The 21,986-nt window shown below is 49.4% G+C and carries 18 protein-coding genes; 2 read left to right on the top strand and 16 right to left on the bottom strand.

The window, feature by feature from the left end; genetic code table 11:
- Positions 1–177: 177 nt before the first annotated feature.
- From HMPREF9469_RS29040 to HMPREF9469_RS29005, 8 genes are all read right to left on the bottom strand, one after another.
- Positions 178–1,152 (bottom strand): tyrosine-type recombinase/integrase, encoded by a 975-nt coding sequence (locus tag HMPREF9469_RS29040; RefSeq protein ID WP_007871019.1) that lies wholly within the window; start codon positions 1,150–1,152, stop codon positions 178–180.
- Positions 1,153–1,459: 307 nt separating this feature from the next.
- Positions 1,460–4,234 (bottom strand): ATP-binding protein, encoded by a 2,775-nt coding sequence (locus HMPREF9469_RS29035; protein WP_007871017.1) that lies wholly within the window; start codon positions 4,232–4,234, stop codon positions 1,460–1,462.
- Positions 4,235–4,392: 158 nt separating this feature from the next.
- Positions 4,393–5,298 carry a dihydrodipicolinate synthase family protein gene (locus tag HMPREF9469_RS29030; RefSeq protein WP_007871014.1) on the bottom strand — a complete coding sequence of 302 codons (906 nt, stop codon included), beginning with the start codon at positions 5,296–5,298 and terminating at the stop codon, positions 4,393–4,395.
- Positions 5,299–5,367: 69 nt separating this feature from the next.
- Complete coding sequence (locus tag HMPREF9469_RS29025) at positions 5,368–6,126, bottom strand: GntR family transcriptional regulator (RefSeq protein WP_007871013.1); 759 nt, start codon at positions 6,124–6,126, stop codon at positions 5,368–5,370.
- A gap of 8 nt (positions 6,127–6,134) precedes the next feature.
- Entirely contained in the window at positions 6,135–7,163 is a 1,029-nt protein-coding gene (locus HMPREF9469_RS29020) for an SIS domain-containing protein (protein ID WP_007871011.1), read from the bottom strand.
- A 34-nt stretch (positions 7,164–7,197) separates the two neighbouring features.
- On the bottom strand, positions 7,198–8,487 hold the full coding sequence (locus HMPREF9469_RS29015; RefSeq protein WP_007871009.1) for a TRAP transporter large permease: 1,290 nt from the start codon (positions 8,485–8,487) through the stop codon (positions 7,198–7,200).
- Positions 8,484–8,981 (bottom strand): TRAP transporter small permease, encoded by a 498-nt coding sequence (locus HMPREF9469_RS29010; protein WP_007871006.1) that lies wholly within the window; start codon positions 8,979–8,981, stop codon positions 8,484–8,486. Before HMPREF9469_RS29010 ends, HMPREF9469_RS29015 begins: the two co-directional genes overlap by 4 nt.
- A 19-nt stretch (positions 8,982–9,000) precedes the next feature.
- Positions 9,001–10,089 carry a TRAP transporter substrate-binding protein gene (locus HMPREF9469_RS29005; RefSeq protein ID WP_007871003.1) on the bottom strand — a complete coding sequence of 363 codons (1,089 nt, stop codon included), beginning with the start codon at positions 10,087–10,089 and terminating at the stop codon, positions 9,001–9,003.
- Between the two features lie 123 nt (positions 10,090–10,212).
- Here HMPREF9469_RS29005 and HMPREF9469_RS29000 point away from each other — a divergent pair, with 123 nt between their 5' ends.
- Positions 10,213–11,253: a carbohydrate kinase family protein gene (locus tag HMPREF9469_RS29000; protein WP_007871000.1), complete on the top strand. Its 1,041-nt coding sequence runs from the start codon at positions 10,213–10,215 to the stop codon at positions 11,251–11,253.
- Positions 11,254–11,345: 92 nt separating this feature from the next.
- On the opposite strand, the gene sufU is transcribed toward HMPREF9469_RS29000, so the two are convergent.
- The 5 genes from sufU to sufC form a co-directional block, all read right to left on the bottom strand.
- Complete coding sequence (gene sufU / locus HMPREF9469_RS28995) at positions 11,346–11,777, bottom strand: Fe-S cluster assembly sulfur transfer protein SufU (protein ID WP_007870997.1); 432 nt, start codon at positions 11,775–11,777, stop codon at positions 11,346–11,348.
- Positions 11,767–12,987: an aminotransferase class V-fold PLP-dependent enzyme gene (locus HMPREF9469_RS28990; protein WP_007870995.1), complete on the bottom strand. Its 1,221-nt coding sequence runs from the start codon at positions 12,985–12,987 to the stop codon at positions 11,767–11,769. Before HMPREF9469_RS28990 ends, sufU begins: the two co-directional genes overlap by 11 nt.
- Complete coding sequence (locus tag HMPREF9469_RS28985; RefSeq protein ID WP_007870992.1) at positions 12,977–14,113, bottom strand: SufB/SufD family protein; 1,137 nt, start codon at positions 14,111–14,113, stop codon at positions 12,977–12,979. The genes HMPREF9469_RS28990 and HMPREF9469_RS28985 overlap by 11 nt, the downstream gene beginning before the upstream one ends.
- A 79-nt stretch (positions 14,114–14,192) precedes the next feature.
- Entirely contained in the window at positions 14,193–15,599 is a 1,407-nt protein-coding gene (sufB, locus tag HMPREF9469_RS28980; RefSeq protein WP_007870989.1) for a Fe-S cluster assembly protein SufB, read from the bottom strand.
- A complete protein-coding gene (sufC, locus tag HMPREF9469_RS28975; protein ID WP_007870986.1) occupies positions 15,574–16,386 on the bottom strand; it encodes a Fe-S cluster assembly ATPase SufC in 813 nt (270 codons plus the stop codon). The genes sufB and sufC overlap by 26 nt, the downstream gene beginning before the upstream one ends.
- Before the next feature lie 190 nt (positions 16,387–16,576).
- Between sufC and HMPREF9469_RS28970 the strand changes: the two genes are divergently transcribed.
- Positions 16,577–16,984, top strand: a complete 408-nt coding sequence (locus tag HMPREF9469_RS28970; RefSeq protein ID WP_007870983.1) for an RrF2 family transcriptional regulator — start codon at positions 16,577–16,579, stop codon at positions 16,982–16,984.
- 213 nt (positions 16,985–17,197) lie between these two features.
- On the opposite strand, the gene HMPREF9469_RS28965 is transcribed toward HMPREF9469_RS28970, so the two are convergent.
- From HMPREF9469_RS28965 to HMPREF9469_RS28955, 3 genes are all read right to left on the bottom strand, one after another.
- A complete protein-coding gene (locus HMPREF9469_RS28965; RefSeq protein ID WP_050814502.1) occupies positions 17,198–18,565 on the bottom strand; it encodes an ATP-binding protein in 1,368 nt (455 codons plus the stop codon).
- A 46-nt stretch (positions 18,566–18,611) separates the two neighbouring features.
- Positions 18,612–19,994 carry a GntR family transcriptional regulator gene (locus HMPREF9469_RS28960; protein ID WP_007870977.1) on the bottom strand — a complete coding sequence of 461 codons (1,383 nt, stop codon included), beginning with the start codon at positions 19,992–19,994 and terminating at the stop codon, positions 18,612–18,614.
- Positions 19,995–20,094: 100 nt separating this feature from the next.
- Positions 20,095–21,978, bottom strand: a complete 1,884-nt coding sequence (locus HMPREF9469_RS28955) for an extracellular solute-binding protein (RefSeq protein ID WP_007870975.1) — start codon at positions 21,976–21,978, stop codon at positions 20,095–20,097.
- Between the last annotated feature and the right edge of the window lie 8 nt (positions 21,979–21,986).

Here is a 21,986-nt window from a genome sequence, read left to right as displayed (position 1 = left end):
GACATGGGGGGATGTTTCGTATATTGAAAAAACAACAATTGTATTTTTTGACGCACAAACAGGCCGGCAAGCATATATTTTCCTTCCCGGTCTGTTTGGTTTGAGAAAAATAAGTGTATGTATATTGACTCCATCCAGTTTTTGTTATAAAATACAAGGAGTCTAAGTCCTAATTATTTAAATATGTTGACATGGCACCACAGAATGAATAGTCTGTGGTATTTCCATAGTTTGGCTGACCGCAGAATGAATATTCTGTGGTATTTCCATAATTTGGCTGACCGCAGAATGAATATTCTGTGGTATTTTTTCGTCCACCACAATGTTCATCCGGTTCATCACCTTTTCATACTGTTTTATGCTGGCTGCCACATAGATCCGCGTTGTTTCAATGGAGGAATGGCCCAGGATGTCCGCCAGATGAGCCAGGTTTTTTTCAATCGCGTAAAAACTTTTAGCAAACAGGTGACGGAAATTATGGGGAAATACTTTTGATTTCTCCACCCCTGCTTCCTGGCATATCTTTTTCATGGAATGGCATATATTGCTTCTGTCCAGACACCGTCCGCTCCTGGTCCTGAAAATACAGCCGCTTTGTATTTTCATGTTTTTTATATATTCTTTCAGCTTTTTAACAAGATTTCTTGGAAAAATAATCACCCGGTACTTTCCTTTCAAATATATTTCCGCTTTTCCCTGGTCCACTGCTTCCACAGTTACATAGGGAAGTTCACTGATTCTGATCCCGGTGCCGTATAGAACCTGCATAAGGAAATACATCTGGGTCTTTCCCTGGCGGATGGTGGTTTCCAGAAGCCGCTTATAATCGCGCTCGGTCATCTCCCTCTTTTCATCCACATATGCCTTTCTTTGGACCTTCAGGAATTTGACTTTATACATCTCCATGTTCATATATCTTAAATACGAGTTCACTGCTGATAATTTTCCGTTCACTGTCTGTGCCCTGCACTGTGTGCTTAGATACTGCCTATACTGTATGAGCATTTCTTTGTTTATTTCCCCAAACTTCCCAGCATCCATAAAATCCAACATTTCCGCCGCATCATGCAGATATTTACTGATAGTGGCATCTGATTTCTCCTCCATCTGCAGATAATCCGCAAATTCCTTTATAAGCCTTTCCCTTTCCATAACAACCTCCGTTTCATGGTCGTGTACTCCCAAAGTCTCCTTAGCATCCTGCTTTACGAGAATACACTAATCTTTTAATATGACCTTTTTAGTTTCTTTATTGTAAGGTATATTTATTCATCAAAAAACCGGGGGGTTATTTTCCGGTATGTTTCGGAATCAAAAAACCGCATCCACAACATTTCCTGTGAATACGGTTTTTTGCTTTTTTTATTCTGCTTATTCTGCGGGTAATATCAGAAATCGGATATTAGGGAAGACTGAAAATCCAGTCGGCAATGTCCTTGATCTCCGGGTTATCCTTCTCCTACCCCAAAAATCTCCTCAACACCCGGTAAAGTTCTTCCATCTCAAGAGGCTTTGCCAGATACTCGTCTATCCCGGCTTCCATTGCCTTTTTCCGGTCCTCCGCAAAGGCGTTTGCGGTCATGGCTGTAATGGGGGTTGATACTCCCAGGCTGCGTATGCGGCGGGATGCTTCATATCCATCCATCCGCGGCATCATAATATCCATAAAGATAAGGTCATACGTCCCCGGGCCCGTCTTTTCCATGGATTCCATGATCTCCACCGCCTCCAAACCATCGGAGGCAGTGTCAACCGTGAGTCCGGCGTGTGACAAAATGGTGGCCGCGATCTCCCTGTTCACTTCATTGTCTTCAACCAGCAGGACTCGCTTGTCATTGTAAAGGGGCGCTTCTGATCTCTCCTTTTCTGTTTCAGCCGGACAGGTATCGATCTCAAGGCGGAATGAAACCGTTATCTCAGTCCCCTTTCCCAGCTCGCTTTCCACCTGGATCTCCCCGCCTATCATATCCACGATATGCTTGACAATAGACAGTCCTAAACCGGTTCCTTCCAGCTTGCTGTCCGTGCTGCTGTGCTCCCGTTCAAACGGCTCAAACAGCCGCTGCTGGAATTCTCTGCTCATGCCCCTTCCATTGTCGCTGACCTTTAGCTGGTATGCGGCCATATTTTCCTGATCCCATTCCTGTTCCGTCAAGCTTACCCTGATCCACCCGCCGGCTTTTGTGAATTTTACAGCATTGTTAATCAGGTTCATGGCAATGCGGTTTAAGTGATCCCCATCCCCGATCACGTGGTCATGGAGGAGACCGGACATGTCCATCTCAAATCTCAGCGATTTGTCTTTGGTCTGCTGCTCCACGATACCGGCAAGTCCGCTTAGCCTTTCTGTGATCTGAAAGGGTGCCCTCTTCTCGGTAAACTTCCCCTTCTCGATGGCGCTCATATCCAGAACATCATTGATAATGGCAAGCAGGTGGATGGAGGATTTTTTGATCTGGTGTATGCATCTTCGCATTTGGTCCACATTGTCCTCTTCCATCCCGGCAATGGTGGCCATCCCGATGATAGCGTTCATGGGAGTACGGATATCGTGTGATACATTGGCCAGGAAATCGGTCTTGGCCTGATTGGCTATTTCCGCATCATGCAGGGCCAGTCTGAGCCTCCGGTGATACCGTCTCTGCACTATAGTGGCTGTACATAAAACCGCGATTACGGCCAGAAAGAGGAACATGGCCGCCATCAACTGAGGAAACTCGTAGAACAATCTGGTGAGACTCATGGGACGCTCTCCGAATTCCGTATTCCTCCGGGTTACATTTTCCAAATAATAAGCATCCAGGCTGTTTACGCCTTTATTCAGAATCGTAAGCAGATTGGAATCCAGATGATGACCAACGCCAATACTGAAACGTTCATAGTGGGATGTGAGCACGGTTGCCAGTTCATTGTGTACATCATCAAACACAAACCGTTCCGCCTGGAAGGTATATGTATAGTAACCGTCCGCCTTCCCGCTGCGCACCGCATTGAGGCATTCTGCCACCGAGTCAAAATAAAGGACCTGGGCATCTCCCACCAGTTCAGGCAAAACCGTGGTAGCTGCAGCGCTGGGGCCAATGGTTGCCACCCGTTCCATTGTCCCGTGAAAATTTTTGCGGACGACCCAGGAAAAATCAGTTAATAAATAACTGTCGGTGATCTTCATCCCCATGGATTCCGCCTTGGAGAAATCGTCATGAATGTCCATACACAGATCCGCCTTATGTGAACTTAGCAGGTCCACATACTCTGGGCGGCTGGCTGTCTCTATGATCTCATAGCGGATGCCTGCCCTCCTGGCTATCTCGGCAAACAGTTCCGGCATGATCCCCCTCGCCGTTCCGTCCTCAAACCAGGAATATGGATAGCGGTCCGGGTTCATTGCAACTTTAAACACAGTGTCCTTCTGGTCGTTTAAAAACTCCCGCTCCTCCACTGACAGATGAAGCTGCTCGCCCATGTCTCTCTGATAGTATTTACTGTAAAGTCCATCCCTCCATTTGGGCGAATCCATATCCAATTTCTCGATAGCATTGTTTACCATGGACAGCATGTGGGAATCCCCTTTTTTTACCATCACATAGAAGGGGACCATTTCAAACACATTTAAAATCCATTCATCTCTTAATGTCCTGAGATTACTGGTCAGGGCAGCGTCTATCCTTTGGTCTTGAAGGGCATCTGTCAACTCCTGTTCCGATGTGAAATACTCAGGGACGTAGCTGAACCCATGTTCCCTGGCAAAATCTGCAAAGCGGTCATTTCTGCTGTTGTCAGCGATCATTCCCACACGGATTCCGTCATAGGTGGCGTAATTACCTGCCACCAGTCTGTCGTTGCCGGCTTTAACCGTTAAAATGGTGCTGCTGGAACCTATGTCACGCTCTGAAAAATCAAATTTTTCCAACCGCTCAGATGTTTTCTCCGCTGATGTAAGAAGGTCAAGTTCACCGGCCTCCAGCATCTCAAGCATCTGGGACCAATTCTTTTCATATCCTGTATATTCGTAAGTGACGTTTTCATATCGGGCCAGCAGCTGCAGGACCTCATAACCATAGCCGCTTTTATTTCCCATGTCATCCATCTCATGATAACCGTCATATTGAAAGAAACCAACGCGAAGCATCTCAGGGTTACTGTTTTTCTGTCCATAAGATACCGTAGGTATGGCCAATGCCATAAATACGGTACATATCAAAACCATGATCAGAATGCCTGAATGTTTTTTCATCCGCCCTCCATCTATCTGAATTCCTGCATTATTTCCTTAAATCAGTATAGCATAACCTGGGGCAAATACAAATATTTTTTTGGTGCAGGAGTTGTATGTGATGAGCCGTATAACATAGAAAGCCTCCGGGGCAAATCCGCCGGAGGCTTTGGGATCTTTTATGATTGGTTCATTTCCTTTATCCTTTTTATGATATTCATTTCTTCCTGTGGAAGCACCTCCACAAAGGGGCGGCTGACCTTGTTGGTACTGTACAGGCCCATCTCCCGCAGAGCCGTCTTGCATGCGCTCTGATATGCGCCGGTGTCAACCATCTCCAGGAAGGTGCAGTACTCCATGATCCGATCCTGCAGGGCCATTGCCTTCTCATAATCTTTTTGGTTGTGGGCGCTCCAAATGCCTGTAAGCTCTCCGGGTATCACGTTGGCTATGGAGGAGACAGAGCCGTCCCCGCCCACACAGTATGAGGGAAGCGTACAGTAGTCTTCCCCATTTAAGACGGAAAACTCAGGATCGCCCTTCATTGTATGTACAAGATTGGTAAAGTAAAAGAAATCATCCCCGCATGCCACCTTGATTCCACAGATGTTGGGATGCTTTGATAAAGCCATCACAGTTTCAGGATCCAGGCTCAGTTTGGTTTCCCCCGGCTGCTGATAAATCCACAGGGGCACCTTTGCCTTGTCGGCAATTGTCTGGTAAAACGTAAGTATGGCCCTCTGGTCGATCCTTGAATAATAGGGAGGGGTAAGCATTACTTCGTCCGCCCCTTCCTCCTGGGCCATTTTAAGTAATTCCAGTACATTTGCGGTGGAACAGTCGCTGATCAGCGCCACAAGAGGCACCCGTTTTTTTATTGTGTCTGCAGCAGCTTTTATTAACTGCCTTTTCTGCTCAAATGTCAGGTTAGCAAATTCCCCTGTTCCGCTTGGGATCAGGAGGGAATCCACCTGGTGTTCCAGCAGAAACAGCAGGTGCTCCTTAAATTCATTGATCGCTATTTCGCCGTTGATGTCAAACGGCGTTAAGACAGGGACCATGATTCCCTGAAAATGTTTGCCCATAACTTCCTCCAATACATATTCGAGCACCCTTGGAAACTCCAAGAGTACGCCTTATTATGTCTGCAGCCGTCACTCCCCGATCACATAAGTGGCCCGGTGCTGTCCGGCGTCCGTATCAACCACGATCTCATATTTGTCAGCCCTGTAAATACTCTCTTCCAGGGATATCAGCCTGTCGTACTGGTCATAGACCCTGCCTTCCATACGAAATGCAGGGGACTTCTTTTTCTGATCCAGGAGCTTTGCATGCTCCTCATCCAGCAGCACCGCGTTATATGTCTCATGTGATTTAAGCACACAGATATCATACGTATCCTTTAAAAATGCGTACAGGGAATTCCCCTGATATAAATGAATGATATCCCTGCAGGTTTCCGTTGTAAAGTAATTTGTCTCTATGCTGTAGGGAATCCCGGCAATCTTCCTGACCCTTACAAGTTTATATAATTCCGTCTTAAAGGGAACTTCAAACCGTTTGGAAAGGAGATGATCCGCCTTGATCTGCTCCGCGGATATGAGTTCTATGGTGCTTTCGATTCCCATTGCTTTGAACAGTTCAGTCCCGCTCTGCAGTACCGTAATATTGTTGGAAATCTTTTTATCCGTCAAAAAGGTGCCCTTCCCCCTTTTTCTGACCAGCAGATCTTCGGACACAAGATTTTCCACCGCATTGCGCACAGTGATCACACTGACCCCATACTTTTCTACGATCTCCTTATCGCTTAAAAACAGATCGCCCGGTTTGTACTGGGTCATTACCAGTTTCCTTAATTCTTCCGTCAACTGATAGGTTAATGTCAATGGACCTTCCCGTTCTAACTTTTTCATAAGATTTATTATTCCTTTTTACATATTTTATTGGTAATATGGAATTCCCCGGCTGCCACACCTCTCATGGACGCCACCTGGTATAAAAGGATCTCCATAAAAAGCGCACCAGCCATCGCAAATCCTTCTTCCGCCATGCTGCCCACAAAGAAATGGGATCCAAAATCCATGGACTGATTGGAAACGATTACCACCTCACTACCATAATACTGCATTTCCCTGGCTAAATTCAATATCTTTTCCATATATTTTCCGTCACTGAGATATAAAACCACCCGGTGCTGCTTAGAACAGATCTCAATGGGGCCATGTCTGAACCCGCCCACGGAAAATGCCCTTGCCGAGCATTGGGCCCCTTCCATGAAGATTAAAGCTGATTGTTGGGCAAGGGAAGCCGCGGCCGCCCCTGCACCGATAAAGTGGATCACGTCTGCGGGGGAAAGCCGCTGTGCCCACTGCCGGATCTCCTCTTTCCCTGTTTTCAGGAGTTCTTCCATGACGGGAATGGCTGAGTACAGCCTTTCTTCCAGTTCACTCAGATCTTTTCCATTGATCACGGATTCGATCATGTATAAGACGGCCATGGTGTTGGTAAAGGTTTTATTTGTAATGCTCTCTTCTGTTCCGGCATAGAGAAAAAGCGCCAGGTCGCTGTTTTTGGCCAAAACAGATCCTTCATTGTTTGTGATACCGATGATCTTTACCCTTCCTTTTATCTGTTCAAAGAGCCGGCAGATCTCAATGCTTTCTCCTGACTGGGAGATCAGCACCAGCACATCTCCCTCTCTCAGCAGCCCGGGCATTTCCAGCAGCTCCCCTGCTTCCAGCGCCGAGGCGCTTACCTGTTGGCTCAGGCGTCCAAGTATACAGGAAGCCACGTTCAGGGAAGTCCCCATTCCTGCGAAATATACATGGTTTCCCTGTGTGATCATTGCAGCCGCTTCCCTGACCGTCTCATAGCCCTCCTGTTTATAGATTTCCAAAAGTCCGGCCAGCTTTGACGGCTGTGTCATAACTTCCTCATAAAATCCAGTCATAATGTGTTTGCTCCTTTTTGTCCGTATAGTTTCCTTATCCCATTCCCAGCATAGAGGGAATCAGAAGTGACAGGGTTGGAATATAGGTGACCAGCATTAAAATCAAAAAGTTAACGCCATATAGAGGAAGCATGGCCTTTGAAATTTTTTCCACCGACATATGACTGATCCCGGATGCCAGATAAAGACAGGAACCCACCGGCGGGGTTATCAGTCCCATGATAAGGTTAAAGCACATAAACACCCCAATGTGGACAGGATTCATCCCCATCTGTGTGAGCACCGGGAGAAGGATGGGCGCCAAGATCGTAACAGCAGGCGTTGAATCCATAAAGGTACCCACAAACAGTAAAAACACATTGATGATCAGCAGAAGGAGGATCCGGTTGTCCGTAATATTCAGCAAAATGTTCACCACCATCTGAGGAACCTTTTCCTGTGTCAGGATATAGGCAAAGATAGTGGATGCGCTTAAAATAATCATGACAGACCCCACCGTCTTGGCCGACTTCCAGAAAATCCCCGGCAGATCCCTGAGTTTCAGTTCCCTTGACGCCAATCCAAGGATAATGGCATATACCACGGCCAGTACCGCGGATTCCGCCGCTGTTACCACACCGCCCACAATACCGCCGATAATAATAAGCGGCAGGATCATGGTGGGAATGCCTTCGATCAAATATTTCAGGCAGGTTTTCCAGGGGAGTTTTTCACCCACCGGAATGTAATCTTTGTATTTCCTGCTTTTTCCAAGATAAAAGACATACACCATCTGCCCCAGCCCCAGTAAGATTCCGGGGATCAGACCGCCCATAAACATTTTTCCAATGGAAACGCCTGTGACAGATCCGTATATTACAAAGAGCAGGCTGGGAGGAATGATGGCCCCAATGGTGGAGGACGCCACGGTGATCGCAACGCTGAAATCCTTCCTGTAGCCCTCCTCTGTCATGGCCGGGATCAGCACGGAACCGATGGCAACCGTATCCGCGGTTGCCAGGCCCTGGACGCCGCCAAAAAGCATGCTCACCACCACGTTTACATAGGCCAGCCCTCCCTTAAAGCGGCCCACAACAGCTCTTGCCACATTTACCAGCTTCCGTGTCAGCCCCCCGGTATTCATGATCTCACCGCAGAGAATGAACAGAGGAAGGGCAACGAACAAAAAGCTTTCCAGGGACACGGTCATTTTCTGGGGAATCAGGGTCAGAGGCTGTCCGTTGGAGATCAGATAGGCAAGGGAAGACAGCCCAAGGGAATACGCAATGGGCATTCCGATGACCATCAGCAGCAGAAAGATCAGAAACATAACCGCAATATTCATTCTTTGTCCTCCTCTCCCGGCTTGACTATCAGTGACTTTAAAATGTTTCCGATCTCCAATACCGCATTGAATATAATGATTACATTTGAGACAGAAAATGCTAATGAGACATAGCCCAAATTCATGCGCAGGATGGAACTTTTTTTATTCCACATATTTGCAATGATCTCCTGGTTCGCCCAGAAGCCCACCACACAGAACATGATCAGCAGCACCTGCACCAGGATCCTTGCCGTCTTTTTCATGTTTGGTGAAAGCTTATCCACCACAATGGTGAGCGCGGCCACCTCATTGTCCCTAAGCCCCATGCAGCATCCCATAAAAACCAGCCATACCAAAAGATAGGTCACCAGTTCCTGGGCCCATGAAATGGAAAATGAAAATACATACCGGGATACCACCTGTGAGAAGGATAAAACCACGATAACCGCCAAATCCACTGAGATAAACACGCCGGTTATTTTATAAATAAAATCGCTTAGCTTTTTCAGCATCGTATCTTCCTCTCATCATCTAACGGACACTGTTGATCGCATCTATGTACTTCTGGCAATCGGGGTAATCCTTTACCAGATCATCATATACACCCTGCACTTTTTCCAGGTATGGTGCCGTATCTTCCACCACTGAATATTCTTTAAAGGCATTGGCCTTTAAGTCTTCCAGTCCGGCTTTATTCTGGTCCCACCCTGCTTTTACAACACCCGGCAGATCCTCTTTCAAAATGCTCTCCACCGTATTGCGGGTTTCCTCATCCAGCGCATCCAGAGACTTTTTGCTGACAATGCAGGTCTGGGTGGAGGCAAACAAAGGCATATCCGTATAATATGGCGCAACCTCTGCAATAGAAAGGTTCTTGAAGGCAACACCGTCATTCATCCACGCATCCACCACTCCTGTATCCAGGGCTGAATAGATCTCGCTGTATGCAACGATCATGGGATTGGCCCCCAACGCTTCCATGGTCTTGATCTGGATGGGGGAATCCATAACTCTCCATTTTAAGCCTTTAAAATCGTCCGGGGAGTTGATCACCTTTTTAACCAGATTAGGCTGCCTGTATCCGATGATCCCCATATAATACATTTTCAGTCCGTCATCCTCCAGTTTTGCGTACATCTCTTCCGCTTCCGGAGTCTTGGCAAACCGGTCCGCGTGTTCATAGGAATCAAAGATAAAGGGAAGGTCCCCCACATTAAATGCATCGTCATACCCTGCCAGCAGGGAGGCGCCGATCTGTGCCGCGTCAATTCCCCCTGTCTGCAGCATGGACAAAAGGTCGGATTCATTTCCAAGCTGTCCCAGGTCATATATCTCAACTTTTATCTTACCGCCGGTCTCCTCCTCAACACGATCCCACATGGCTTTATAAGCTTCCACATAAGGAGTCCCCTCCGCGTCAAAACAACTGAATTTCCATGTCGCCCCTTCTGTCGGTTTAGATTCATCTGTTTTAGATTCATCCGCTTTTGTCTCAGCGGCAGCGGTCTGTGTCTGTACCGCAGCCGCGGTGGTTTCCACCTTTACATTCTGCCCGCACCCGGACAGCGCCGCCATTGTAAACGCCATTCCTCCCACGATCATACCCGCATACTTCTTCATTTTGTACCCTCCTGTAATTTGTTGTGTTATTAGAGATACTGTGCTATAATAAGATATCATAACCTTATAAACATATAATATTATAAGTATATAATATTTGTCAATTGTTTTAGGAGAATTTGTATGAAAAAAACAGCTTTTATTGGATTTGATGGTTATATTGACCAGATTTTAAGGCCTATTTCTTCTGTACAGGGCCGCAGCTATGATTATTTCACCACCATCAGCGACATGGGACAATACATAATAGGAAAAGGCGGGAAAAGCTGCTCCATCCAGCTGGACCGGGTTTCCAGCCGGCTAGGCGGCAATGGTCCGATCTTTGGACGCACCTTAAAACAGATGGGAATTAATGTGAAACTGGCAGGCATGTTTGGAGCGGATACCATTCATCCTCTTTTTGCGGAGTCTTTCTCTCCGGAAGAATTATGCTCTTTTTCCGATCCCATGGAAACACTTGCGCTGGAATTTGAGGATGGGAAAGTGATGATGTGCCCCACGGCGCCCGACCTGAAAAAGCCCCTTAAAGCATTGCTCCAAGGGGCTGACCGCTGTGGATTTTCCTTAGAAGATGCCCTTGCATCCAATCTTCTGGCCTTTCTCAATTGGGGCGAGGTCTACTTTATGCAGACATTGTGGGAGGAAATCTTCTGTGAGTATTTTTCCCAATTAAGAGAGGACACTGTGAAGGATGAACAGGACATCATATTTTTTGACCCGGCCGATGTCTCCTCCCATGATGAAACCAAGATCCGGGCCATGCTTAACACCATGGAAACATATGGAACCTGCCGTTACGCGATCCTCAGTGTCAATGAAAATGAGGCCCTGCAGATTGGGAAAAGGCTGTTTGGCGCATCTGATTGCGGTCAGATCATACGCTTGCTCCAGCAGACCTTCCGGATCCCGGAGATCGTTGTCCATTCCAATAAAGTTACGCGTTCCCTGGTCCATGGAAAGGAGTACCTTATCCCAACCCTGCATGTGGACCATCCTGTGATCTCCACCGGTGCGGGCGACAATTTTAACGCAGGCTACTGTTATGCCAAATTAAAGGGATGGGCGCCTGAGAAGTGCATCCGCACCGCGCACCGGGCCGCGTCTTTTTACATCTCACATGGGTATCCTGTGTCAGGAGATGTCCTGGAACCCGACTGTGAATAAGAACAAGGGGACACCGCCATGTACCAGGCCAAGAAAAGCGGCAAAAGCACATGGAAAATCCTGAGGAACTGAACCGGTTCCCCAGGATTTTTTCACTTTATATTCTCTTCCAACATTTCACTTAATGTCCGCCAGCCCAGCACCGCACATTTTACACGGGCAGGCATATGGGAAATGTCCCGCAGGACCGAGGCCTCCTCCAGGGCCTGAAGTTCCTCCTCCTTTGCCGTTCCCCGGATCATGCTGAAGAAATTTTCAGCCAGTTCCACGGCCTCCTCCTTCTTTTTCCCGATCACCAGATCCAGCATCATATCCGCGGAAGCCTGGGACACAGCACATCCGTCCCCAACAAAAGCGCCGTCCCGGATCACGCCCTCCTCCACCTTCAGCTTGAGCCAGATGTCATCCCCGCAGCTGGGGTTCACACCCTCCAGCACCAGGTTGGCGTCCGGCAGGTCGTGCTTGTGGGCGGGACGGAGGTTGTGCTCCGTCAGTATCTCATTGTAAAAATTCCTATTCTCCATATCCCATTTTCCTCCTGATCCCGGATACACTTCTTAAAAATGCGGCAATCTCCTCCTGGGTATTGTAAAAACAAAGGCTGGCCCTGGTTGCGGAGCTGACCTTCAGATATTCAAACAACGGCTGGGCACAGTGATGGCCTGCGCGGACAGCGATCCCGTCAGAGTCCAGAATGGCACTCACATCATGGGGGTGGACCCCATCTATGGTAAATGTCAGTATGCCGCAGTGCCCCTCCGGTTTCTCAGACCCTAATACATGTACATGGGGAATTTGCCTGAGTCCTTCCAGAGCCGCGGTGGTCAGGGCTGATTCCTGCCTGTGCACCTCATCAAAACCAATGGTTTTAAGGTAATCCATGGCTGCCTTCATCCCCCACGCTCCGGCTGCATTGACCGTGCCCGCTTCAAACTTATGGGGAACCGGAGCAAATACGGCGTTGGTCCTGGTAACGGAGTCGATCATCTCCCCTCCGGTGAGAAAGGGCGGCATTTCCTCCAAAAGGGCACGTTTTCCGTACAGTACTCCGATGCCCATGGGGCCCATGAGCTTGTGGCCGGAGAATGCCAGAAAGTCCACATCCAGCGCCCGGACATCGATGGGCATGTGGGGAGCGCTCTGGGCCGCATCCAAAACCACCACGGCTCCATGCTTCCTGGCCATGGACACGATCTCTTTAACAGGATTGACGCAGCCCAGCACATTGGACACATGGGCGATGGCCACCAGTCTGGTATGGCGGGAAAATGCCTGATCCAGCCTTTCCTGAGTGATCCTGCCGTCCTCCTCACATTCAAGGAAGCGCAGGCTTGCCCCTGTCTGCCGGGCTGCCATCTGCCATGGAAGCAGATTGCTGTGATGCTCCATCACGCTTACCAGGATCTCATCTCCGGCCTTCAAATGGGACAGCCCGTAGCTGTAAGCCGCCAAATTCAGGCTCTCCGTTGTATTTCTGGTAAAGATGATCTCATCTGCCGATGACGCATTGATAAACCGCCTCACTTCGTCCCTGGCCTTTTCCAGCCGGTCCGTGGCTTCCAGGCTCAGGGCATAGAAACCGCGCATGGGATTGGCATTGTAACGCTCATAGAAGTCACGTTCCGCCTGGATTACGCAGGAAGGCTTTTGGGCTGTGGCCGCGCTGTCTAAATAGACCAGCGGATTTTCCGCTAAAAGGGGAAAATCATTGCGATACTGATTTTTATGATTCATTTCCTATTACCTCCTCTAAGTAATCCTGTACCATTTGTGTGGCCGGCCCGTCCTCCATCCTGCGGCAGACAGCATCCAGCCTGGCCCGGGTGATCATTTTATTGGCAGCCTGCCGGCTCATACCTCTGGAACAGAGATAAAACAGCAGTTCATCATCCAGCCTGCCAATGGTAGCGCCATGGCTGCCCTGGACATCTTCCTCGCCGCAAAGAATCAGGGGTATGGTCTGGTTGACTGCGTCCTCACCCATCAGCAGCACATCCTCCGTCTCCTCGCCTTCTGCTCCCACGGACCCGGCCTTAAAATCAATGGTGCCGCGAAAGAGTTTAAATGCCCTGTCAGAAAGCACACCCTTGGCCCGGGTCCGGCTTTTAGACTTTTCTCCCCAATGGTCCGCCACATAGTTCATGTCAAAATGCTGGCCGTCCCTGCCCAAATATCCCACATCCACATTTAAACTGCTTTCCCTGCCGGACAGATCGGTCCGGCAGCCCGCATAGGTCTTATCGCCGCCTAAAAACATCTGGATCACCTCCGCAGAGGCGCCTGTGTCACAGCGTCCGCCCATATCATTGAGCATGGTATAGCCGCTTCCCAGAAGCTGCATCTGGATCAGGCGAAGCCTGGCATTGGCCTGCACCCTGAACCGGGTCTGCACCGCCGCCAAACCTCCGGCTTCAGGCGCGGAGGTAAAATCCATGACAACGGTCAGCATTTCCCCTTCCCTCACAAGGATCTCCACGGGCTGGAAACTTTTTTTCCCGTCTCCAAAGACAAAGTGAAGAGCTGCACGCCTGTTATCCTGGAATGCCCCGGACCCGGATCCGTACTGAGATCCGTACTGAGATTCGGATTGAGCTGCAGACTGAGCTGCGGACTGGATCCGTATGGGGGAAACATTGGCCTCCCTGGCCAGACGGTCCATATCTGCGCCCATTCCTGTGGCGATGGCTGAGAACTCCTTTTGCCAGGCCTCTGTTCCCGTAACTTCTTTTGCAATCCCTTCTGTTATGACCGTGTGTTCATCTCCTGCTTCTATCTGCTTCAGGCTTGCCTCATTCATGTCCAGCCAGTTCCATGTCCTGGCAGGGAGCCTGTTTACTTTTAAATTTAGTCCAAGTCCCATAGGGGACCTCCTTTCCGCTTTCCGGGGAAAACCTGTGATCCCATCAAGCCTGTCAAACGTATTGATCTTATCGCTCCCATTACCCTATACTCCCATTCATCTCCAGCCGGATCAGGTTATTCATTTCCACTGCATACTCCAGAGGCAGTTCCTTGGATACATTGTCCGCAAAACCGCTTACGATCAAGGCTCTGGCATCCTCCTCACTCATTCCCCTGGACATAAGGTAAAAGACAGCTTCATCGCTGATCCGTCCGATCTTTGCCTCATGCCCGATATCCGCGTCCGGGGTCCGTATATCCATGGCGGGGATGGTGTCCGACCGGGAGATCCGGTCCAGCATCAGCGACTGGCAGGAAACAGCGGCTTTGCTGTTTTTTGCTCCCTTGGCTACCACCACGGAGCTTCGGAAGGTGCTTACGCCCCCGCTTTTGGATATGGATCTTGTATTTATGTAGGAGGTGGTCTCCGGAGCGGCGTGGACCACCTTTGCACCGGTATCCAGGTTCTGTCCCTGTCCCGCAAATGTTATCCCTGTAAATTCCATCCTGGCGCCGCGTCCCTTTAAGATACTCATGGGATAAAGGTAAGAAACATGGGATCCAAAGGAACCGGATACCCACTCAATGGTCCCTCCTTCCTCCACCTGGGCACGCTTGGTATTCAGGTTGTACATGTTCTTTGACCAGTTTTCAATGGTGGAATAGCGCAGCTTTGCATTCCTGCCCACAAACAGCTCCACACATCCGGCGTGGAGGTTGGCCACATTGTACTTGGGCGCTGAGCAGCCCTCGATAAAATGAAGGCTGGCGCCCTCGTCCACGATAATCAGCGTATGTTCAAACTGCCCGGCTCCGGGGGCGTTGAGCCGGAAGTAGGACTGCAGGGGTATTTCCACGGTAACACCGGGCGGCACATAGACAAAGGAACCGCCTGACCAGACTGCTCCGTGAAGGGCCGCAAACTTATGATCGGAAGGCTTCACCAGCTTCATAAAGTGTTTTTTCACCATGTCCCCATATCCGCCTTTTAATGCGCTCTCCAGGTCCGTGTACACCACGCCCTGCTCCGACACCTCCCGGCGCACATTGTGGTATACCAATTCCGAGTCATACTGGGCGCCTACCCCTGCCAGGGACTTTCGCTCCGCCTGAGGGATCCCCAGGCGCTCAAAGGTGTCCTTGATCTCATCCGGCACATCAGACCACTTAGCCCTCATACCGGTGTTGGGACGCACATAGGTGGCGATATGGTTCATATCCAGGCCGTCCAGGGACGGTCCCCAGTCCGGTATATTCATGTTGTTATAGATCTGCAGGGACTGAAGGCGGAACAATTCCATCCATAGAGGGTCCTTTTTTTCCTTTGAGATCTGTTCCACAATGGCCGGACTCAGCCCCTCCTCAATGCGGTAGGAATCCCTTTCCTCATTCCGGATATCATATATGCTTCTGTCTATATCATCTACATATGTTTTTTCTTCCATCGCTGTCCTCCATCCTTTCCGGGCACAGGGAATTCTGGTCCGCCTCATCCAAAAATTGTTCAAACCCCATCCGGTTGATCCGTTCCACCAGGGATGCGTCCCCTGTCTTTACGATCCTGCCATCCACCATGATGTGGGTCTTATCCACCTGCAGGGATTCTAAGATCCGGGTGCTGTGGGTAATGATGAGCAATCCTCCGTCCCGGTCCTTCTGGTACTCCTTTACACCCTGGGACACGGTGCGGACCGCATCCACATCCAGGCCGGAATCCGTCTCATCCAGGATCGCCAGGCTGGGCTTTAAGAGCAGCATCTGAAGGATCTCCGCCTTCTTTTTCTCACCGCCTGAAAAACCTGCATTCAGGTCCCTGTCACCATAAGCCCGGTCCATCTGCAGCAGCTCCATGGCCTTTTCCAGCTCTTTTCGGAAGTCCCAAAGCCGTACCCTGGCTCCCCTGCGCTGTTCCATGGCATTGCGGATAAATGTTCCCAGCGTCAGCCCGGGAACTTCCACAGGGTTTTGAAAGGATAGGAACATCCCTTCCCTGGCACGTTTGTCCGGCGCCTCCCGGGTGATCTCCTTTCCCTGAAACCGGATCGCTCCCGCCGTCACTTCATAGCGCGGGTTTCCCATCAGCGCGTAGCCCAAGGTGGATTTTCCAGCCCCGTTAGGCCCCATGAGTACGTGAGTCTCCCCTTTTTTGATCTCCAGATCGATTCCATGAAGAATTTCTTTATCTTCCACATGAACAGACAGTCCTTTTATTTCCAGCAATTGATTTGACATAGTTGTCCTCCATCTCCCGCTATTTTCGTTTTATTATATTAACCTACTAATTCACTTGGTTTATAAACATCATAATATTATAAACCTACTTTGTCAATAGGTTTATAATTATATTTGCTATTGATATTCCTATTTCCCCTGTTGTATAATAGGAATATAAGATTTGGATCATCAGAGGGAGGGATATGGAATGATCATTTCCACAAGGGGGCGTTATGCACTGCGGGTCATGCTGGACCTGGCCCAGCAGACAACGGACCGGTATGTTCCATTAAAAGAAATTGCCAACCGCCAGGATATTTCTGAAAAGTATCTGGAGATCATACTAAAGGTGCTGGTGAAAAATCATCTGCTCACCGGTCTGCGGGGAAAAGGCGGCGGTTACCGCCTGACAAAGGAGCCCGGCGAGTATACCCTGGGTGAGATCCTGCGCCTCACAGAGGGAAGTCTGGCGCCCGTGGCCTGCGTGGAGGAATCCTTTGGGGAATGCTCCCGGCGCGAAACATGCCTCTCACGGCCTGTGTGGCAGAAGCTGGACACATTGATCAACGATTATCTGGATGGGATCACACTGGAGGATCTGATCCATTCTCCGTGATTGGATTACTGCTGATCCTTCCGGAAAAAGCAAAGGTTAGCAGTCATGAAGACGCAGTATTTTAGATCAATATAAAGATGTGTTATAAAGCCTGAGGACAAAAATCCCCAGGCTTTTCTATATAACAAAACATAGCAAATGTTATGTTGATTTGGCAACCGCACATGGGGCGAAATGATCCTTTTACCGGAATCCGCGTGCTGCTGCAAATACCTACGAATACACATACTTCCGAATGGTACTGATCAGTCTTTCCACATCCACAGGTTTGGAAAGGTGGGCATCCATCCCGGCATCCAATACCTTCCTGACATCTTCCGTAAAGGCATTGGCGGTCATGGCAATGATGGGTATGGTCCCGGCTTGTTCGCAGTCCAGCTGTCTGATCCTGCAGGCTGCCTCACATCCGTCCATAACCGGCATGCAGACATCCATCAGGATCAGGTCACATCCGCCCGGCTGTAATTCCTGAAAACGCCGGACCGCTGCCTGTCCGTTGGGGACAATTTCGCATTCTGCGCCCGCTATGCGCAATAGTTCTGAGAGGATCTTGGCATTCAGTTCATTGTCCTCGGCTGCCAATACACGGATTCCCTGCAAGGGCAGATAGCCGGCCGCGGCGGCTTTTTGCCCTTCTCTTCCTTCTGTCCTGGGAGAAATGCTGCTTTCTTCGGAGACCTGTGACCGGAACCGGACTGTGAATGTACTTCCCTTTCCCTTCTCACTGTCCACTTGAATCACGCCGCCCATCAACTCCACCAGATCCTTGGTTATGGACAGACCCAGCCCTGTTCCCTGGATTCGGTCCACAACTGGATTGGACTCTCTGGAAAAAGGTTCGTACAGATCTTTTACAAAGTCCGGTGCAATTCCAATGCCGGTATCTTTGACCACAAAACAGATCTCCCCCTGATCATCGGCCCGATGTATTGAACTGCTGACCATAAAGTCAATCCGCCTGCCATCCGGTGTATATTTGACCGCGTTATTTAGTATGTTCATCAGAACCTGGGTGATGCGTATTTTATCTCCTGAGAAATACCGGTGTGCCATTGGCTCTATCTGCACATGGAACTCCTGTTTCCGTGCCTGTGCCTGGGGACGTATCATGGTATCCAGTTCATTCACCAATTCTAAAATACTGATCATGGAGATATTCAGCACGGCTTTTCCGCTTTCAATCTGGCTGATGTCCAAAACATCATTGAGCAATGATAACAGCAGCTTGCTGGAGTTAAGGATTTTTTCCGTATATTCCTGCACCCTCTCCTTGTTGGATGCCTCCCTCTCCAAAAGGGTGGCAAATCCTACAATGGCATTCATAGGCGTACGGATGTCATGGGACATGTTGGAAAAGAACTGACTCTTGGCCCTGTTGGCTTCTTCCGCTGTTTTCAGCGCCTCCTGTAATTCCTTTTGCTGCCTCTGCTGCTCCAGATAAAGGTCCGTCAGGTCGGTTCTGGATAAAAGGACCATCTGCTCATCTCGGTCATAATAGCGATACTCCAGTTTCTTTCTTGTGTAGCCGCGTATGGGATCCTCAACACCGCAGTAAATGACATCACGGTTTATTGGAATCAAAATCCGGCATACAGCGGGCGCTCATTATCTGCCCGTCCCAGGACGCCTATGGGAAGCATCTGGGGACATAGGCTTTTACGTCAGCCTCCAGAACCTGCTTCCACTCGTTTGAAACAGCCAGATCATCCCCTTTCTCCAAATAAGTCTCGATCCTCTCCATTGATCCTGCGTAAATTTCATGGATGCTCCGCCCTTCTTCCTTGGCCCGCAGGATGGCAATCGGGTATCCCCAGGCCAGAAGTTCCCGTATTTTCCGGTAGCATTCCCGAATAAAGGCCATAGGACAGACTTCCTCAATAAAACGCATACACACATCGATCCCCCGGTAACTCTCCTGTTTTTTTCTCAAATATGCATACTTCCGTATATGGGCTTTCCTCTGTTCCGGCGCGGATGTATCCAGAACATGGAGCAGGACAGGCTGTATGGTCAGGGCCAGCATCTGCAGGCTCTCCATAAACAGGTGAAGCCCCTCACTCAGGTCGGGATCTGTAAAATCAATCTCCGCTGGTTTCATACAGGCCAGCGTCCCTTTTCCGTGAAAGGTCTCGGTCACTCCCATCTTGTTCAGGATCTCAAGGGCCCTGCGCACCGTATTGATGCCCACCTCATGCTGCTGCGCCAGAAGGGGAAGGGAGGGCAGATAGCTGCCCACAGGGTATTGCCCGCCAATGATCTCCTGTATGATAAAAGAAGCCGCCGTATATCTCATCTGAGGCCGGTTCCGGTAAACATTCCAACGAAACGGGATCTGCTCTTCCTCTGTCAAAGAAAATTCTTCTCCGGCCCTGTTGATAAAATCATACAATTTGGCAACCGCATAATCGCGGTCCGCCTGAAAGTTTTTTAGAAACAAGGCCAAAGCCTCCTCCCGGGAAGCAGCCTCCTTCACCTGTTCCGGTGCATCATCCTCCGCCAGATAGGGAAACCCAAGATACCGTATGATCTCCGAGTAAAGGTTTGGCAGCAGATGATTCCCCGTCCCTTCAAAAACCAGGGCGTAAAACCGGACAGCGGCGGATACCCCTCCGGAATGCGGGTGGAATAAATCATCCTTCAGGCAGTTCCAGTTGTCCTCACCCCATTTTCCCAGTTCCGACTCAATAAGCTGGGACAGCATAAGTCCGCCGGATGCAAGAAGATCTGCGATCCCATCCCTGCGCATCACAAAATACTCCGCCATGTTCCGGCGGTATTTTTGTAAATTTGCTTTATAGACAACCCTTGCCGGCTTCCGGTCCGTTATTTGGATATACCCCGCTTCCTCTAAGCGGGCCAGTGCAAAACGTACCGTAGCCATGGGCATTCTGAAATAGTTACATATTGTGGGGACAGGAGGCAGCAGGTCGTCATAGGCATAGAAACCAAACAGTATCCTTGACTCATAGCACTCATATACAATTTTATAGCGTTCACAATCGGTTCCCATATTCTTCTTCCGCCCTTCCCGTCCATCCTCTTACTTGTTCTTACTTGTCTCTTACGTGTCTCTTATTTGTCTCTATTCATCTTTGTTTATGGTTATTTGTTTATTCCCAGATCAGGCTCACCCGGCCGTCTCTTGCCGGGCTGATCGTACCTGCAGCCCGGATGGCCGCGGTCATCATCTCCTGGTTGGATCCAGCTTCAGGATACTCCTTAACGGGTCCGGTGATGTATTGTTCATCGATACATCCGGCTCTTGCCGCAACTGTGTACAACCTGTCATTGTCAAGAGCAGTGCCGTCAGCCAAGGTAATGCTGCGCACATTTTCATCCATATCCGCCCAGGGTGCGTACTCCAGCTTCAGCCCGGCAGGGGCATATAGAACATTGACCTGTGTTCCATTGATGACCGGGTGTTCCAACAGTTCCCGCAGCGCGGCGCCGGTGATCTGGTAAGTAGCCAGGTAATCCTTGGCGCCGGTCCCCTTAAGGATAAACCTCTCAGGATAAACAATGGGCCCCTGAAATATCTCCGCAAAATTGGAGCGGTAATAATAATTATTGGGCATTAAGGCAATCTCCGCACCTGTAATCTGCTGCATTACATCCGCCATATAGATGCTGGTCTCCAGTCTGGTAAATGCCTCCTTCGCAGTCCCAATGGGATCTTCCTCCAACAGCTTCAACTCGTCAATGGGCTTAAAATCATCAACCGCCTTTATCATTTCCGCCATGGCCATTTTACCCATTGTCCAATCCCTGAACACAGGAATATCATCATTGGACCCAAAGTAATCTGCAAAGAAAATGCGGCCTGATTGGATACATGTCTGAATATCCTCATAAGCAAAAACAGCCTTCTGCTGATAGGAGGTAAGGCTGCTGACGCCTGAAAAGGACTGGAACAGGGCGCTTTGCCCCTGGTCCGTGCTGAAGTAATCCAGAATATCCAGGAGGATCTGCTGTTTTCCCGTGTCCTCCATGGATTTTTTGGAGGCGGACAGTTTTGTCCCTGATACCATCTGCATCCAACGCTCTCCCGGTGTATTGGTGGGGAAACCGATGAAGTCGATCTCGCAGTCCGGCTGTTCCGATTGATAAAGGGCAACGATATCCAGGTTTGTGGCCATCATGGCGTATTCGCCGGCATATAAGCTGTGGCGGACCTCCGTGGCACTGGAGGAAAAATCCGCTTCCGTGATGATGCCTTTTTCATACAGTGTTCTCAATGTTTCAAACATAGGCTCCATCAGCCCCTCACAAGACGCCTCCTGCCTGATAAAGGCATTGTAATGGGTCTGTTTTTCCAAATCAGAGAAAACACTGTCATAGCTGAGCCCAAGGCCTATGGACTCTAAGGTGGTATAGTATTTCAGACAGGGAACAAAAGGACGGATCCCGTTTGCGGCAATGGTGTCGCACAGCGAATAAAACTCTTCCAGGGACTCGGGCGCCGTCCATCCGTTCTGTTCAAACAAGGTCTTATTATAAGCAATGCCGATGACCGTATTGGCTGCTGGAATCTGGAAAAGCTTTCCTCCGATATCCATGACATTCAGTGAGGAAAGGTTGTACCGGCTGACAAAACTCTCTGCCGACAAGTCGTATAAAAACTCATTATCCGGTGCCGACCGGGTGGAGAGCATCAGGTCCGGAAGGGCATCAGCCTGGCTTTGTAAGGCCATATAGGCAATGGGATCCGATCCCCCAAGAGACTCCACAAAAATGATGTCCAGATCCGGGAACTCAGCTTCGATGGCATTTTCAAGAGGTGTTTCATCAAAAGCCTGATACTTCCCGATAGTGATGATCGTCTTACCGGCTTGCACCGGTGCATAGCTGATAATCTCATTGTCCGCAGTCAGATTCCAATAGCTGCCGGAATCTGATACGGGTGTTGGAGCCTGTTGGGAGCATCCTCCCAACAAAAGCAATACGGCCGTCAGGGCTGCTGCTCTTCTTGTTTTTCTAAGACATCTGTTTTGCATCCTTTGTC

The sequence above is a fragment of the [Clostridium] citroniae WAL-17108 genome (assembly GCF_000233455.1).
GTDB classification, from domain to species: Bacteria; Bacillota; Clostridia; order Lachnospirales; family Lachnospiraceae; genus Enterocloster; species Enterocloster citroniae.
Note: the sequence above shows the minus strand (reverse complement) of the source record. Positions and strands in the feature narration are given on the sequence as shown.